Origin of the sequence: Novosphingobium percolationis (assembly GCF_020179425.1) — a bacterium.
GTDB lineage: Bacteria > Pseudomonadota > Alphaproteobacteria > Sphingomonadales > Sphingomonadaceae > Novosphingobium > Novosphingobium percolationis.
Map to the genome: position 1 here is coordinate 220,152 of NZ_JAILYM010000006.1, position 15,653 is coordinate 235,804.

Below are 15,653 nucleotides of genomic sequence, written 5' to 3' on the forward strand. Positions count from 1 at the left end.
TCGTCCTGGTGGCGTCAGGATGAACCGCATTGCCGACGGTTAAACGATACTAACCGTCTTGCTGCGGAGGGGGGCGTTAGTCGAACGGGATCGCCAACCCCGGATCGGCCTTGGCCAGCGCCGCCCGCGCCTTGGTGGTGTCCAGCACCCGCTGGATATAGGCGCGGATGTTCGGAAAGGCCGACAGGTCCTTCGCCACGAACAGACGGCCCGTGGTCAGCGTGAAGAAGTTCATCATGTCGGCGGCGGTGAACGCATCGCCCGCCAGATAGGGCACTTCGCCCAGCCGCTTTTCCAGCGAGGTCCAGGCATTGTCGCCCCGCGCGGTCAGCATCGCCACGGCGGCACGATCGACGCCCAGGATCTGGATGATGATCTCCACCAGCATGGCGGGCTGGACGGTGCCGGCGGCATAGTGGAACCAGTATAGGTAGTCGGCATAATTGGGCGCGTCGGGCGCCACTGTCAGCCGTCCTTTGCCGTACTTGCCCAGGATGTATTCGAACACCGCCGCGCTTTCCGCCAGCGTCACGTCGCCGTCCTGAATCGTCGGTGCGGTGCCCGCCGGATGCAGCGCCTTGTAGGCTTCGGGCGCGAGGCGGGTGACGGGATCGCGTTCGTAGAATTTCAGCTCGTAGTCGAGCCCCAGCTCCTCGCACAGCCAGACCACCTTGTCAGATTGGCTCACGCCCAGATGATGTACGGTAAGCATCGGTCCATGTCCCTTTTCGGCCGCTCGGGTGCGGCTAGGTGTCGTTCAGGTCGCTTTAGGTGTCGTTCAGTGCATGCCGCCATCGCAGCGGATGATCGCTCCGGAAACGAAGCTCGATGCCTCGCTCGCCAGCCATAGCGCGGTGCCGACGATCTCCTCCGGGCGGCCTGGCCGCTGCAGCGCATTGTCGGACGTCTCTCGCATTTCCTCGGGCCATGCCTTTGAAATGTCAGTCAGAAATGGCCCCGCGCTGATCGCGTTGACGCGCACCTTTGGACCATAGCCATGCGCCAGCGACACGGTCATCGCATTGAGCGCGGCCTTGGCGCCGCCATAGGGAATGGTGTTCGGCGCAGGCACCAGCGCCCCGCTCGAAGACGTGGCAATGATCACCCCGCCGGCGCCCTGATTCATGCGGTGCGCCACCTCGGCGCAGAGCCGGAAGGGGCCCTTGAAGTTAAGGTTCATGACGCTGTCGAACAGGGCTTCGGTCACTTCGTGCGCCGGTACTGCGGGGGACATCCCCGCATTGGCCACTAGGATGTCGATCCGCCCGAACACGGCATAAGCCTTTTCGATCAATGCGTTGACATCGTTCCAGCGCCCGGCGTGAACCGAAATGGCGGCGGCGCGACGGCCCTTGGCGCGGATTTCGTCGGCCACTTCCTCGCAGGCTTCGATCTTGCGGCTGGCGACGATCACGTCGGCCCCGGCATCGGCAAAGGCCAGCGCCATCTGGCGCCCCAGCCCGCGCGATCCGCCGGTGATCAGGGCCACCTTGCCCGACAGGTCGAACAGGCCTGGATGCGAAATTTCGACCATATTTCAATCACTCCCCCGCTGGCTCGCGTCCGTCGAGGGGCGGCCAATTCATTACTTGCTTGAACAACTACCCTCTGCTGTGATGCGCATCAAGCCGCCATCGAAAAGGGCAGCAGGAGAGGATGCCATCATGGCAACAGTCATCACCGAAACGCTGGGTGCGCTCGCGCTGATCCGGCTCAACCGCCCCGATGTGCTCAACGCGATCGACTATCAGATGCTCGCCGCGATCGGGGAAGGATGCGCCCGCGCGGTTGCCGATCCTGCGGTCCATGCCATTGGAATCATTGGGGAAGGGCGCGGGTTCTGCGCTGGGCTCGACATGGCGCTGCTCGCCGCCCATGCCGACGAAGGCCGCCTCCACGAACCCGGCAGCGCCCCGCCGCCGCCGCTGTTCGGCTTCCTGCGCGATGTGCCAAAGCCCGTGATCGCGCTGGTCAACGGCCCGGCGGCGGGCGGTGGCTTCATCCTGACGATGATGGCGGACTTGCGCTTTGCCAGCACCGCCGCGGCCTTCACCACGAGCTTTACCCGCCGGGGCCTTGTCGCGGAACATCAGGCAAGTTGGCTTTTGCCCCGCATCATCGGCCTTGGCCGCGCCACCGACCTGATGATCTCAGGCCGCAAGATCGATGCCGAGGAAGCCTATCGCATGGGCTATGCCGACCGGCTCGTGGCGCCCGACGCGCTGATCGAAACGGCGCGTGCCTATGCCGAAGATCTCGCGCTGCATGTTGCACCGCGTGCGGTCGCGGTGGTCAAGTCCCAGATAAACCGCGATCTTTCGCTGGACGAGGACGCGGCCTGGGCCAAATCGGCCGAACAGATCAGCGCCTCGCTCGGCCACCCCGACGCCACCGAAGGCGCGCTGTCGTTCGTGGAACGGCGCAAGCCGCGCTTCACTCCCTTTGCCGGAGACCCCGCATGACCGACGTCCTGTGCGAGATTGCGGGGCACGTTGCCCGCGTCACCATCAACCGCCCCGCCAACCGCAATGCCGTGCTGCCCGCCACGTGCGCGCGCGTTTACGACGCCCTGCGCGAAGTCGAACGCCACCGCGACGTGCGCGTGCTGGTGCTGCGCGGGATGGGCAAGGATTTCTGCCCCGGCGCGGACATTCGCGGAACAGACGGTTCGGCGGAGTCGGATCCGGTTGACCCGCGAGACAACCACAAGCTCTACGACGTGACCGTGCTGCTCCACGAAATGCGCGCGGTGACGGTCGCGGCGGTCCGCGGAGGCTGCGCGGGCGCTGGCTTCGGCTGGGCGGCGGCCTGCGATTTTCGCGTGGCGAGCGATGACGTGCGATTCAACACCGCGTTCCTCGACGTAGGCGTGGCGGGCGACATGGCGCTGCCGTGGTCGCTGCCGCGCCTGCTGGGCGCGGGCAAGGCGCGCGATCTGGCCTTCTTCCCCCGCAAGATCGAAGGGGCAGAGGCGCTGGAGATCGGCCTGATCGAACGGCTGTGGAGCGCCGATACGTTCGAGGATGAACTCGAAGCCTTCGTCGCCAAACTCGCCGCCTCCGCGCCGCTCGCCATGGCCGCGCTCAAGAACAACTTCGTCGAGGCCGAACGCATGGGCCTGCAAAGCTATGTCACCTTCGAATCGCAGAAGCATGGCGCACTGTTTGCCAGCGAGGATCGCGCCGAAGCCTTCCGCGCCTACATCGAAAAGCGCCCTACACAGTTCCGGGGCCGCTGACGATGTTCACCGCAACCGAATACCGCCTGCGCCAGGTTGCCGCCGTGGTCGGCGATCTTGCCGCCTCGGTGGCGCAAGTCGAAGCCGTGCTGGGCCTAAAGGTCGGCTACCGCGATCCGGGCGTCGCCAAGTACGGCCTCGAAAACGCGATCCTGCCGATCGGCGCGCAGTTCCTCGAACTCGTCTCGCCGACAGTGCCCGGCACATCGGCGGGGCGTTACCTCGACCGGCGTGGAGGAGACGCCGGTTACATGCTGATTTTCCAGGCTGATAGCGCCGAATCGCATCGCCAGCGGCTGGCCGAAATCGGCGTGTTCGGCATCGAGTATTGCGGCGGTGAAGCGCACGGCAGCCGCACTGCGCCCTCGCTTGATGGCGTGCACGACCCGGCGCTGTCCGCGTTCGCGCAAGTGCACCACATGACCCATTTCCATCCGCGCGACTTCACCGGCATCCTCGCCTCGATCGATTCCGCGCCCACCGTGGCTGACTGGCGCGCGCCGACCTCGGACTGGTATCCGGCGGGCACCGATTGGCGCGGCAGCCTGACCGGCTTCTGCACGGGGTTGCACGGGGTCGATATCCAGTCTGCCGATCCTGCGGCGGCCGCAGCGCAATGGTCGCGGATGCTGGCGCTGGCCGTGGAGGCGGGCGAAACGCCCGAAATCCGCGTGTCCGACTGCACCTTGCGCTTTGTCTCCCCGATCGATGCGGATGGCACGGGCTTTGTGACGCTCCACGTGGGCGTGCGCTCGGCCGAGCAGGCACGCGCGGCGGCGGCCCAGTGCGGCGCGCTCGATGCAGCGGGCTCTGTGCGGCTGGCGGGGATGGAGATCGTGCTGGTCGAGGAACGACAGGCTTGAATCCGGCATGTCTTCGAACGGCGGCGTTACAGCTTGTCAATATGCGATTCTTAAGGAAGTAATTGAAAATTCTGAAATATCCGAGTTTGTCATCCATATTGCCTAAAAATTATCCCGAAACAGACGCATCTCTCGTCGGTTTTTTGCATTTTTAAGTAACCTTACTTAACTACGCTGGCCGCCTTTCACAGCATTGTCTTCCTACGCTGTCCGACAACTGACTCGTCAGTTTTCAGACCGAGCCGGAGGGGACCATATGCACTGCAATTCCAACGAAATCGCGATTTCGGCCATCTTGCGTTCGTCGCAAGGACGTATCGGGCGATCGGGCCTTCACTCGGTTTCGGCCCATGCTCTGGCTTTCACGCTCATGGCCGCCGCCGTGGCGATTCCCGAGGCCGCCAAGGCTGACGGGCTGACCTGCGTGGATGGAGCCTGCGACGTGGCTGGCCCCGTCAACGGCGCGGCGGGCAATGTCGGCGGCACGGGTGGCACCGGCGCTATGGGTGGTACGGGCGGCGTCGGCGAGATCGGCGGGGCAGGTCTGATCGGTGGAACGGGCGGCACTGGCGGCGCAGGCGGGATCGGCGGCGCAGCAGGGCTCGTCGGTGCGGTCGGCGCCGTGGGCGTCGATGGCGGGGTCGGCGCGACCGGCATCAACGGCTCCGATGGCCTTGTCGGCGAAACGGGTGCGGCGGCGGGCAATGGCGTGGCCGCAATCACGCTGAGCGACAGCGCGTTGACGGTCGCCAGCGCTGGCGTGATCACCGGCGGCGTCGGTGGTCAGGGCGGTACGGGCGGATTTGGCGGCATCGGTGGCGCCGGCGGTCTGGGCGGTGTCGGGGGCATCGGCGGCAAGGGCGGCACGGGTGGCACCGGCGGGCGCGGCGGCGATGGGACGCTGACGGGTGACGGCGGCGTGGGCGGCCTGGGCGGTGCCGGCGGCGTGGGTGGCGCGGGTGGTGTCGGTGGCGTCGGCGGGTTGGGCGGCGTCGGCGGGCTTGGCGGTCTTGGCGGACAGGCAGGCGCAGGTGGGGCCGGCATCTTCGGTATCGGACTGGTGCTGCACAATTCGGGAACCATCACGGGTGGACGCGGCGGCGCAGCCGGTCAGGCTGGGGCCGATGGGCTTGTCGGCGCGGCTGGCCTTGTCGGCAATGCGGGCATCGTGGGGCTGGATGGTGATGGCGGCAATGGCGGCGCCGGTGGCGATGGCGCAGATGCGGCCGTGCCCGGTCTGTCGGGGGGCAACGGCGGTGCTGGTGGTAGCGGTGCCGCCGCATACGGCACCGGCAATGCCGGATTCGGCGGTGATGGCGGCAGGGGCGGTGCCGGCGCGGCGGGCGCGGCGGGCATCGACGGGCCTTCGGCTGGATTTGCCGGAAGCAATGGTGGCGCAGGCGGCAATGGCGGCTATGGCGGCGCGGGCGGTTTGGGCGGCATCGCCTTCGGATCGGGCGCGAACGGCTTTGCAGGCAATGGCGGCGCAGGCGGCGCGGGTGGTGCAGGCGGCACCGGCGGCAATGGCGCGGCGGGCGATGCCAGCTTCGTCGATGGTTCAGCGGGCGGCAATGGCGGTGCGGGCGGTCTGGCAGGCCTCGGTGGCGCGGGCGCCGTCATCGGTGCCGATGGCGTCGATGGCGATGGCGGCAACGGCGGGCAGGGCGGCGATGGCTTCGACGGTCTGTTTCCGGGGGCTGCGGGCGGGAATGGCGGTGCAGCCGGTTCGGGCGGCGCGGCCTATGGCATCGGCAATGCGGGCTCGGGCGGTCGCGGTGGCAACGGCGGTGCGGGTGCGGCAGGGGCCATAGGGATCGACGGCCTGGCGGCCGGTTTCGCAGGTTCCGACGGTGGCGCGGGCGGCAACGGCGGCATCGGCGGGGCAGGTGGCCTGGCAGGCCTGGCCTACGGTCTGGGCGCGAACGGCTTGGCCGGCGATGGCGGCAATGGCGGCGCCGGTGGCGCTGGCGGCATCGGCGGCAACGGCGCGGCGGGCAATCTCGGTTTCGTCGACGGCTCGGCCGGTGGCAACGGCGGCGCGGGAGGTCTCGCGGGTATCGGCGGGACGGCAGGGGGCCTGGGCGCCGCGTCGGGTTCGGCTGGCGTGGACGGCAACGGGGGCAACGGCGGCCTGGGTGGCGATGGCTTTGCCGGTCTTCTGCCCGGAGCCGACGGCGGCAATGGCGGTGCAGGCGGCGCAGGCGGCGCGGCCTATGGCTTGGGCAACGCCGGTTCCGGTGGACACGGTGGCTTTGGTGGCGCGGGTGCGGCGGGTGCTGCTGGCATCGATGGTCTTTCGGCGGGCTTGGCCGGAACCGATGGTGGCGCGGGCGGCAACGGCGGCAACGGCGGTGCGGGCGGTCTGGCAGGCGTTGCCTTCGGCCTTGGCGCCAACGGCCTTGGCGGCAACGGTGGCGCTGGTGGAGCCGGTGGCCTCGGCGCCGATGGCGGCCATGGCGCGGCTGGCGATGCCAGCCTTGTCGACGGGAGTGCCGGCGGCAACGGTGGCGCCGGTGGACGCGCCGGGCTTGGTGGCGCTGCCGGGAGCATCGGCGCGATCGCGGGCGCCGCTGGCGTGGACGGCAACGGCGGCAACGGCGGCCTGGGTGGCGATGGCTTTGCCGGTCTTCTGCCCGGAGCCGACGGCGGCAATGGCGGTGCAGGCGGCGCAGGCGGCGCGGCCTATGGCTTGGGCAACGCCGGTTCCGGTGGGCACGGTGGCTTTGGTGGCGCGGGCGCCGACGGCATCAATGGTGTCGACGGCGTGCTCCCGGGGGTTTCGGGAGGCAATGGCGGTGCAGGCGGCGCGGGCGGCTTCGGTGGCACAGGCGGTCTTGCCGGTCAGGCCTTCGGCACGGGCGCAGCAGGCACGAGCGGTGACGGCGGCTTTGGCGGTAACGGCGGCAATGGCGGTGTGGGTGGCGCCGGGGCCGATGGCGGTGGCGTGTCGCTCAACGGCGGCGACGGCGGCAACGGCGGAGCCAACGGCCTGGCCGGGCTCGGTGGGGCCGCCGGCGGCCTCGGCGGCGTGGCGGGGACCAATGGTGTCGACGGCAATGCCGGTTGGGGCGGCAATGGCGGCAACGGCTATTCCGCTCTCCTGCCGGGGCAGGCCGGTGGCAATGGCGGCAATGGCGGTATTGGCGGCGATGCGGCGGGCACGGGTTTCGCGGGCGCTGGTGGCCTGGGCGGCCACGGCGGCGCTGGCGCGAACGGTCTGGCAGGCACCGATCCGCTGACGGACGGTACTGCTGGCGGTGCCGGTGGCAATGGCGGCAACGGTGGCGCGGGCGGTCTTGCGCAGACGCTCGCGGCCAATGGTGCCAACGGCGCTGCGGGCAACGGCGGCGCGGGAGGCAGCGGCGGCGCGGGCTACAACGGCATTCTGCCGGGTGAGAACGGCAGCAATGGCGGCGCAGGCGGTAACGGCGGACTTGCCGGTCTCGGCGGCGGCGGGCTGACCTTCGGTATCGACGGCAACGCGGGCGACGGCGGCAGCGGCGGCAATGGCGCCAGCAGCAGCGTACTCGGCATTGCCGGTGGCAATGGCGGCAGCGGCGGTACGGGCGGTAGCTCGGCGGGCCTCGGCAACGCGGGCAACGGTGGGTTCGGTGGCAATGGCGGCGCTGGTTATGCCGGCGTGCTTGGCCAGGATGGCACCAACGGCGGCAGTGGCGGCGCGGGCGGCCTTGGCGGATCGTCGTCGGGCGGCGCGGCCGGCTTCGGTGGCAGTGGCGGCAATGGCGGTGCGGGCGGCGCAGGCGGCTTCGGCGCACCGGCCAGCGACGGCGGCAATGGCGGCAATGGAGGCAATGGCGGCGCCGGGGGTGATGCCGGGTTGACCACGGGCGCTGGCGCGGTCGGCGTCGGCGGCAGTGGCGGGAATGCGGGTGCTGGCGGCAACGGCGGCATCGGTGGCACGGGCATCGAGGCGACGCCTACCGGCGGCAATGGTGGCAACGGTGGCGATGCCGGTCTCGCCGGAGCCGGCGGGGCGGGTGCTGTTCCGGGCACGGCTGGTGCGCAGGCCTTCGCCGGTAACGGCGGCGACGGCGGCGCGGGCTATTCCAACGTGGCAGGCAGCGGCGGCGATGGTGGCAATGGCGGGACCGGAGGGACCGGCGCGACGGCCCTCACATCCGGCAACGGCGGCAACGGCGGTGCGGGTGGTTCGGCCACGATCGCCACGGCAGACACAGTGGTGTCGGGCGGCGATGGAGGCAGCGGTGGCGATGCGACGAGCGGCAATGGCGGTGCCGGTGGCGCTGGTGGCACGGCGACGGCCACGGGGCCGCGCAATACCGCAACGGGCGGAACTGGCGGAACCGGCGGCGATTCGGCCACGGGTGCTGGCGGTGACGGTGGCGATGGCGGCAATGCGCTCGTCAACGGCACGTCGGCGCAAGCGGTCGGCGGTGATGGTGGCGATGGCGGCGATGGCGCTACGGGCGGTGCTGGCGGCACTGCTGGCGCGGCGGTTGCGATAGGTGCCGGTTCCACGGCCACCGATGGCACGAACGGCACCTCGTCTTTCGCCGGGATCGGGCCCGCCCCGGCTCCCGCCCCGGCTCCCGCCCCGGCGCCGGTACCGGCATCAGCGGGCGACGGTGGCGCAGGCGGTGATGGCGGTCTGGCTGGCGCTGCGGGCGCTGGCGGCGTCGGAGGCCTCGGCGGTAGTGGCGGCGCGGGAGGCTTTGGCGGCGCAGGAGGCGATGCTGGCGATGGCGGTGCGGGCGTGCAGCTTGCCGGCGCAGGCAATGCCATTTTCAACGATGGCGCGATCATCGGCGGCGACGCCGGGGGTGACGGCAGGCGCGCCGGTGCCGGCATTTTCGTGATGGCCGATGCAAGCGTCAGCCAGATCGTCAATCTCGGCACCATCAAGGGCGGGGTTGGCCTGGAAAGCTATGGCATCCGCAACCAGGGCACGATCGCCCAGCTCGTCAATGCGCAGGGTGGTGCGGCCAGCAACGCCGGGCCGTTGACGTACTACGGTACGCTGCCGCAGCGCTACACGGTGGTGATCAACAGTGCGACCTCGTACGGCCAGCTGGCCGTGCAGGGGGGCAACGGCGATGAAGCGATGACCGTCGATTTGGCGTTCAACGGCAGCATCGGCTACGCTACGCAGCATTACGCCGACATCATCACCGGCCTGGCGGCGAGCAGCATTGCCAACAGCAAGGTGGTCTTTGCACCGATCAGCGGCATGGTTGCAGCGCTAGATACCAATGGCGCCCAGCCTTCGAACTGGGATCTGCGCGTCTTGAACTATGGCCTGGATCTCGCCGAGCCACAGCACCTCGCCATCGATTTCAACGCGTTCCTGGTCAGCGCCGCTGTGCGCAGTGCCGATTGCGACACGTTCGAAACAGGCAACCTCTGCCTTGGCGCCAGTGTCCGCTGGGGCAACCATGCGCGTGGTTCCGGCGTAACCGGCGGCCGTAGCGACGCGACCGTTTCGCTGGTGGCGGCCAAGCGCATGAACAAGCAGGTGCGGCTTGGTGCTTTCGTCGAACTCGGCAGCGCAGTGGACTTTGCGGGAATTGATACCACAGGCGCGCATCCGCTGTTCGGCGTCTTCGCCGGATATGCCGGGCGCGAAGACGGAACGGGGCTCAACGCCAGGTTGGCCGTCGGCTACAAGCACGATTCGGCACGCTTTGTCCGGGCCAACCTCGTAGGGTCGGCAACGGAAGTCGCCACGCGCGGCGCGTTCAACACGTGGAGTGTCGAGGGCACTGCGGGCTGGACGCTGGGAGCTGCCGGAAAGACGCAGGTCACGCCCTACATCGGCTTCAGCTATACCGATGCGAGCCGCGCCAGCTATGAAGAGACGGCTGCCGCCGGGGTTGTCGATGCAGCCTTCCGCTATGGCAAACTCTCGGCAAGGCGGTTCAGCGGTGTTGCCGGGTTGCGGCTGCGCGGCGCTCTCGGACTGCAGGCGTTCTATCGCCTCGGCGCCGAAATCGAACAGCGCCTGTCCTACACCACCGATGCGTTCACGCTTGAAGGGACCTTCGGCAAGACCAGCTACCAGACCGTGCTCAAGCCGCGCCGCACCCGTGTCAACGGCTCGGCCGGGGTAGGCTATGGTCTCGGCCACGGCACGATCATGACGCTGGACGGCGTTGCCCGCCAGACCGACTATGGCAGCGGCGCCGACTATTCGGTCATGGTCGGCTTCCGCAAGGCGATGTAATCGTACGATCCCGGCTAGCATCTGCGGATGCAGCCGGGCGCGAACTGAATTGGAAGGGGCCGCCGATTGACATGATCGGCGGCCCCTTTCGTGTCAGCGGTTGAAGCATCGGCTACGGCCCGGCCACGGCGCGGCTGGGCGTTGGCGCTTTACGCCCCCGCAGGCGGGAATTTGTGCGTATAGACTTCGTTGAACACGATCAGGCCGTCCTTCAGCTTGCAGTGGTCGAAGCCGCGCATCTTGATCGCTTCGGGGCCGGTGCCAAAGTCCATGTACCAGCGGCCGATGAAGCCGCCGTCGATCGTCTGGAGCCATTCGGGAGCATAATCCCATTCAGGCACGGCGGCGAACATGCCCGTCAGGTAGGCGCGCAAGGGCTCCTTGCCCTTGAGGCCTGCGGGCACGCCTTCATCGTAGTATTCGATATCGTCGTGGTAGAACGACAGCACGCCCTCCACCGACTTGGCGGTCCACTGTTCCAGCCAGCGGCGGTTGAAGTCCTCAATATCCATTGCTTGCTTCCCTTGTTTCCCTCTCGCGCTCAGCCGCGCTGGATGCCTTCGACGATGTGGCCTTCCGGATCGGCGAACATGGCGAAGCTGATGCCCAGTTGGTCGAGCCGGGTGATCGGCGTGGTGGTCTTGCCGCCATTGGCCTCGATCCGCGCGGCCATGCCCGCCAGATCCTCGGTATCGAACACAAGGATGCATTCGCCGGTGCCGGGCGAGGTGTCGTCGGTGAGAATCACCAGCCCCGCGCCTTTGCCGTCGGCCGAGGCCATGATCACCTCGGTCATCGGGCCCGCCGAGAATCGCCCGGTCTCCTTGAAGCCGCAGACGGCGGCGTAGAACGCCACCGAGGCCTCCAGATCGGCCACCACCAGCTTGGTCATCGACAATCTTGTCACGCATCTCTCCCTGAATTGGTCTGTTCTGACCATATTTTTATGGTGCGGGGCATTATCCGCGTTGACAAGCAGTTTTGCCGGGCAGACGTTTCAGGCGTGAGGCAGGCTCGCAAGAGGCCGCCCGAATGGAGTGGACCTGACCATGGCGACCCTTGCCGGGGCGGATGTGCGAACGCGCGATCTTTCCGCAGAAAAACAGCAACTTGCCGATCAAGGCTTCTGCGTCGTGCCAGGCGTTCTGCCGCTGGACGAGGTGGCCGAGGTGGTGCGTCGCCTGCATCGCGCGGCCGAGGCGAGCGAGCGGCAGGGGGTGGCGACCTACATGCCGATCCTCGATCCCAATGCGGCCAATATCCGCGTATTCTACCTGCTGGAACACGACGCGGTGTTTCGCGAGCTGATCCAGCACCCGCTGGCGGTCGAACTGGTGCAGGCGCTGCTGGGCGAGGAGTTCGTGATCTCGAACTTCACCGCCAACATCGCGCGACCGGGATCGGGTTCGATGTTCCTGCATTCCGATCAGTCGCTGGTGGTGCCGGAACCCTGGCTGGAGCCGTGGGCGATCAACATCATCTGGTGCCTGTCGGATGTGCGCTTCGAAAACGGCGGCACGCTGCACATCAAGGGCAGCCACAAGTGGCAGACGCGCGCTGACGTGCCGGAGAATGCCAGGGACATGCTCGAATCCTTCGTGGCACCCGCAGGGGCGATCGTCGCGATGGACGGGCGCATGTGGCACACCTCGGGCGCGAACATCACCAAGGACGAGGAGCGCCCGCTGCTGTTCGGCTACTACACCAAGCCGTTCCTGCGGCCGCAGGTGAACTGGAACGCGGCATTGAGCCCGGACACGCAAGCCTCGCTCAGCGAACAGATGCAGATCTGGCTGGGGTTGGGCGTGACCGCCAACACCGGCATCGTCGATGGACACGTCAACCGCCAGGAAGGCGTCAGGGGGAAGCTATGACCACGACCACCACGGAACGCCCTGTCGTACTGCCCGAGCCGACGCGCGATCTGGCGCAAGGCTTGCGCAATATCGCGGACTATGGCCTGACCATCGTGCCCGACGTCCTGACCGGCGATGTGCTGAAGGCCAGCCGGGACGTGCTCTATCGTGCCGCTGCCTCCGACCGGGCGCGTGGGCGCGAGCAGAAATTCTCGCTCGATTACGGGCACGACGACAGCAACCAGCGCGTGTGGAACGTGCTGAGCCGCGATCCGCTGTTCGAGGACATGGCCTTTCACCCCATCGCTATCGAGTACGTGCGGGCGGTGCTGGGCTGGCCCGCGCTGCTGGGCAACCTGTCGGCCAATGTCACCGGGCCGGGTGGGGGCGAGATGATCCTCCACGCCGACCAGATCTTCGTGCCCGAACCGTGGTCGACGGAGCCGCAGGGCATCAACGTGGCGTGGTGCCTCGATGAATTCACCGAGGCCAACGGCGGCACGCGCTTCGTGCCCGGCAGCCACAAGCTTAACCGCGCGCCGCTGCCCGAAGAGGCCGAGGTGGAGACCGCGGCGATCGTTGCGCCCGCAGGGTCCATCGCGATCTTCGAAAGCCGGGTGTGGCACAAGACCGGGCATAACCGCACGCCCGATCAGACCCGCGCGGGGGTGTTCGCGTGGTACACCAAGCCGATCTATCGCCAGCAGGAAAACTGGGCGCTGTCGCTGCGCCCGGAGATGCGCCAGTTCGCCAGCGACGAGGCGCTGACCCTGCTGGGTTTCAAGACCGAGGGGCTGGGGCTGGTCAACGGCAAGTCGCCGGCGTGAGCGTTTGATCGTGCCCACCCCCGACCCCTCCCGCTTGCGGGAGGGGAGAAGGATGCGCTGATGTCCCCTCCCGCAGGCGGGAGGGGCAGCGAGACTTGGTTCGCCGTAAGGCGAGCCTAGTCGCAGCGGGGTGGGCGAGAAGCGGCGCTCCGCTTCAAACCAGCCCGCGCCGGGCGGCTTCGATCGCGGCCTCTGCCCGGCTGGCGATGTTGAGCTTGCGGTAGATGTTCTTGACGTGGGTGCCCACCGTATGCGCGCCGATGCCGAGCGCATGCGCGGCTTCGGCAATGGTCAGCCCGCGCCCGATCGCGCGCAGCACGTCGGTTTCGCGCTGGGTGAGGGCGACGTCGAATTCGGTCGGCTGGATCGAAGCGATGGGGTGGCGAAAGCGTTCGAGCAGCTTGCGCGCGATCTGGGGCGAGACGGGCACTTCGCCGCGCTCGAGCCCGCGCAGGCGTTCCTCGATCGCGGAGATGTCGTCGCCTTTGAGCAGATAGCCCTGCGCGCCCGCGCCCAGCGCGCGCATCACGTTGGCGTCGTCCTCGAAAATGGTGGTGACGATGCAGGTGGCGTTCGAATCGCCAGCAAGTTCCGCGATGATGGCCGCGCCCGAACCATCGGGCAGGCCAAGGTCGACCAACGCAACCAGCGGCAGGTCGACCTGGCGATGATCGCGCAGCCATGCCCGCGCTTCGGCGAGCGTGCCCGCTTCGTGCGCGTGGGTCACGCCAAAGACGTCGGCGGCGCGCTCGGCCAGCGCCTCGCGCAGCGGCGCGATGTCCTCGATCACCAGAACTTGCCGGGCCGCGTCCATGATTCCTCCCCGATCCTGACAGCGGTGTACCTGCGCCAGCGCATGCGGACCATCCCCGGTTCGCGGTACGTGCTCGGCTGGGGCAGGCGTTTACCAAGATCTCCCGCGAACGCGGGATGGGGTGGCCGCGATGCGCGGGTTAGGGAGGCGTGTGCCCTCCGGCTTCGCAACAGCGACCCGCGAAGACGGATATCTGGCCCGGTGCCGCCCTAGTGGCGCCGGGCCTCTTTTTTCAGTTCACCTGCCGGGCCATTCCTTGCCAGTAGGGTTCGCGCAGCGCCCGGCGCAGGATCTTGCCCGACGCGTTGCGGGGCAGGGCGTCGATCACGTCGACCGACTTGGGCACCTTGAACCCGGCCAGCCGTTCGCGTGTCCACGCGATGACGCTGGCGGGATCGACGCTGTGGCCGGGACGCGGCACGCAGACGGCCTTGACAGCTTCCCCCCACTTTTCGTCGGGAACGCCGATCACGGCCACTTCGGCGATATCGGGGTGGCCATAGATCGCGCTTTCGACTTGCGCCGGATAGACGTTCTCGCCGCCGGAAATGATCATGTCCTTGATCCGGTCCTGGATGTGGACATAGCCGTCCGCGTCCATCGATCCGGCATCGCCGGTGGCCAGCCAGCCATCGTCGGTCAGCGTGGCGCGGGTCGCTTCGGGCAGCTTCCAGTAGCAGATCATGTTGTTGGTGGAGCGGGTCTGGATCTCGCCGACCTCGCCCGGGGGCAGGACGCGACCATCCTCGCCGACGATGCGCACCTCGACGCCCGGCAGCGGACGTCCGGCAGAGCGCATCCGGGCGTTGCCCTCGGGCGTGTGGTCCTCGGGCGGCAGGGTGCAGAACGTGCCCGCCGTCTCGGTCATGCCATAGGCCTGCACGAAGCCTGCATCGAACATGGCGATGCATTCGCGCAGCAGTTCGAGCGGGATCGGGCTTGCGCCATAGACGATATAGCGGATGCGGCTGAAATCGACCTTGCCGCAATCGGGGTGTCGCAGCAGCATCTGCAAGGCGGCGGGCACGATGAAGAAGCGGGTCACGCCCTTCTGCTCCACCGCATCGAACACCGCGCGCGGGTCGAATTCGGGCAGGATCACGGCGGGAAGCCCAGCCGCCATCGCGTTGACGCCAAGCCCGGTGCCGCCGATGTGCGCGCAGGGCATGGTGACAAGGATCGCCTCGTCGTCGTCAAGCACCTGGTGCGGTTCCTGGCCTGCGTGTTGCTTGCGCAGGCCAAACAGGTTCATGTTCGACAGCACAGCGCCTTTCGGATTGCCGGTTGTCCCTGATGTGTAGAGCTGCAGCACTGGATCGTTTCCGCCCGCGGGCGGAAACACCGCCGGGCGCGCCGCGTCGATCCAGCCCCGCGCTTCCCCGGCGGTAAAGCAGCGCTGCACGCGCGGCAGGGCGGCGAAGCCATCCTGCATCGCTTCGAACCCGTCGCCCAGAAACACCGCGCGCGCTTCGGCATTGTCGGCAATCCATGTCGCTTCGGCGGCGGCGAGGCGCCAGCCGATCGGCACCATCACGATCCCGGCGCGCGCGGCGGCGAAGAACAGCGTGAAGTAGAGCACGCTGTTCCTGCCGAACCACGCGATGCGGTCGCCCCTCGTGACGCCGATGTCGGCCAGGGCGCCGACGATGCGCGCGGTGGTGTCCTCCAATGTCGCGAAGTCGAGCACCCCGTCCGCGCCATCGAGCGCGATGCGCTTCGGTCGATCCGCCGCCCAGAAGCGGATGAATCCGTCGAATGTGAACAGGTGCGCCGTACGCACGGCAGTCTGCGTCGCCGATAGGGCGAACGTCGCTTCCTTCATCCCAGTCCCCTGCGGCCGGTTCTTGTGTCTT

At 68.1% G+C, this 15,653-nt stretch carries 12 protein-coding genes; 6 read left to right on the top strand and 6 right to left on the bottom strand.

Features of this window, described 5'->3' with window-relative positions; genetic code table 11:
• Positions 1-76: 76 nt before the first annotated feature.
• Positions 77-712 (bottom strand): glutathione S-transferase family protein, encoded by a 636-nt coding sequence (locus K3A84_RS16040; RefSeq protein WP_225010364.1) that lies wholly within the window; start codon positions 710-712, stop codon positions 77-79.
• Positions 713-778: 66 nt separating this feature from the next.
• The gene (locus K3A84_RS16045) at positions 779-1,534 is read right to left on the bottom strand and encodes an SDR family NAD(P)-dependent oxidoreductase (protein WP_225010365.1); all 756 of its coding nucleotides are present in this window, start codon (positions 1,532-1,534) and stop codon (positions 779-781) included.
• 130 nt (positions 1,535-1,664) lie between these two features.
• Between K3A84_RS16045 and K3A84_RS16050 the strand changes: the two genes are divergently transcribed.
• The 4 genes from K3A84_RS16050 to K3A84_RS20445 all read left to right on the top strand — a co-directional run bounded on the left by K3A84_RS16050 (position 1,665) and on the right by K3A84_RS20445 (position 10,303).
• The gene (locus K3A84_RS16050; protein WP_225010366.1) at positions 1,665-2,462 is read left to right on the top strand and encodes an enoyl-CoA hydratase-related protein; all 798 of its coding nucleotides are present in this window, start codon (positions 1,665-1,667) and stop codon (positions 2,460-2,462) included.
• On the top strand, positions 2,459-3,238 hold the full coding sequence (locus K3A84_RS16055) for an enoyl-CoA hydratase/isomerase family protein (RefSeq protein WP_225010367.1): 780 nt from the start codon (positions 2,459-2,461) through the stop codon (positions 3,236-3,238). The genes K3A84_RS16050 and K3A84_RS16055 overlap by 4 nt, the downstream gene beginning before the upstream one ends.
• 2 nt (positions 3,239-3,240) lie before the next feature.
• Positions 3,241-4,101 (top strand): VOC family protein, encoded by an 861-nt coding sequence (locus K3A84_RS16060; RefSeq protein ID WP_225010368.1) that lies wholly within the window; start codon positions 3,241-3,243, stop codon positions 4,099-4,101.
• Positions 4,102-4,357: 256 nt separating this feature from the next.
• Complete coding sequence (locus K3A84_RS20445) at positions 4,358-10,303, top strand: autotransporter outer membrane beta-barrel domain-containing protein (protein ID WP_263626349.1); 5,946 nt, start codon at positions 4,358-4,360, stop codon at positions 10,301-10,303.
• A gap of 149 nt (positions 10,304-10,452) precedes the next feature.
• Here the strand turns inward: K3A84_RS20445 and K3A84_RS16085 are convergent, their stop codons facing one another.
• Both K3A84_RS16085 and K3A84_RS16090 read right to left on the bottom strand, forming a co-directional pair.
• Complete coding sequence (locus K3A84_RS16085; RefSeq protein WP_225010370.1) at positions 10,453-10,815, bottom strand: nuclear transport factor 2 family protein; 363 nt, start codon at positions 10,813-10,815, stop codon at positions 10,453-10,455.
• A 29-nt stretch (positions 10,816-10,844) separates the two neighbouring features.
• The gene (locus K3A84_RS16090) at positions 10,845-11,210 is read right to left on the bottom strand and encodes a VOC family protein (RefSeq protein ID WP_225010371.1); all 366 of its coding nucleotides are present in this window, start codon (positions 11,208-11,210) and stop codon (positions 10,845-10,847) included.
• A gap of 142 nt (positions 11,211-11,352) precedes the next feature.
• On the opposite strand from K3A84_RS16090, the gene K3A84_RS16095 reads away from it, so the two are divergent.
• A complete protein-coding gene (locus K3A84_RS16095; protein ID WP_225010372.1) occupies positions 11,353-12,177 on the top strand; it encodes a phytanoyl-CoA dioxygenase family protein in 825 nt (274 codons plus the stop codon).
• Positions 12,174-12,986, top strand: coding sequence for a phytanoyl-CoA dioxygenase family protein (locus tag K3A84_RS16100; RefSeq protein WP_225010373.1), 813 nt, complete (start codon positions 12,174-12,176; stop codon positions 12,984-12,986). The genes K3A84_RS16095 and K3A84_RS16100 overlap by 4 nt, the downstream gene beginning before the upstream one ends.
• Before the next feature lie 154 nt (positions 12,987-13,140).
• Here K3A84_RS16100 and K3A84_RS16105 read toward each other — a convergent pair whose 3' ends face one another.
• Positions 13,141-13,800: a LuxR C-terminal-related transcriptional regulator gene (locus K3A84_RS16105; RefSeq protein ID WP_225010374.1), complete on the bottom strand. Its 660-nt coding sequence runs from the start codon at positions 13,798-13,800 to the stop codon at positions 13,141-13,143.
• Positions 13,801-14,032: 232 nt separating this feature from the next.
• Positions 14,033-15,622 carry a fatty acid--CoA ligase gene (locus K3A84_RS16110; RefSeq protein ID WP_225010375.1) on the bottom strand — a complete coding sequence of 530 codons (1,590 nt, stop codon included), beginning with the start codon at positions 15,620-15,622 and terminating at the stop codon, positions 14,033-14,035.
• Positions 15,623-15,653: the final 31 nt, after the last annotated feature.

Bases quoted from the DNA above. Each gene is read 5' to 3' on its own strand.
- K3A84_RS16110 (WP_225010375.1), bottom strand. From the start codon at position 15,622: ATGAAGGAAGCGACGTTCGCCCTATCGGCGACGCAGACTGCCGTGCGT.
- K3A84_RS16055 (WP_225010367.1), top strand. From the start codon at position 2,459: ATGACCGACGTCCTGTGCGAGATTGCGGGGCACGTTGCCCGCGTCACC.
- K3A84_RS16045 (WP_225010365.1), bottom strand. From the start codon at position 1,534: ATGGTCGAAATTTCGCATCCAGGCCTGTTCGACCTGTCGGGCAAGGTG.
- K3A84_RS16085 (WP_225010370.1), bottom strand. From the start codon at position 10,815: ATGGATATTGAGGACTTCAACCGCCGCTGGCTGGAACAGTGGACCGCC.
- K3A84_RS16095 (WP_225010372.1), top strand. From the start codon at position 11,353: ATGGCGACCCTTGCCGGGGCGGATGTGCGAACGCGCGATCTTTCCGCA.
- K3A84_RS16060 (WP_225010368.1), top strand. From the start codon at position 3,241: ATGTTCACCGCAACCGAATACCGCCTGCGCCAGGTTGCCGCCGTGGTC.
- K3A84_RS16040 (WP_225010364.1), bottom strand. From the start codon at position 712: ATGCTTACCGTACATCATCTGGGCGTGAGCCAATCTGACAAGGTGGTC.
- K3A84_RS16100 (WP_225010373.1), top strand. From the start codon at position 12,174: ATGACCACGACCACCACGGAACGCCCTGTCGTACTGCCCGAGCCGACG.
- K3A84_RS16050 (WP_225010366.1), top strand. From the start codon at position 1,665: ATGGCAACAGTCATCACCGAAACGCTGGGTGCGCTCGCGCTGATCCGG.
- K3A84_RS20445 (WP_263626349.1), top strand. From the start codon at position 4,358: ATGCACTGCAATTCCAACGAAATCGCGATTTCGGCCATCTTGCGTTCG.
- K3A84_RS16105 (WP_225010374.1), bottom strand. From the start codon at position 13,800: ATGGACGCGGCCCGGCAAGTTCTGGTGATCGAGGACATCGCGCCGCTG.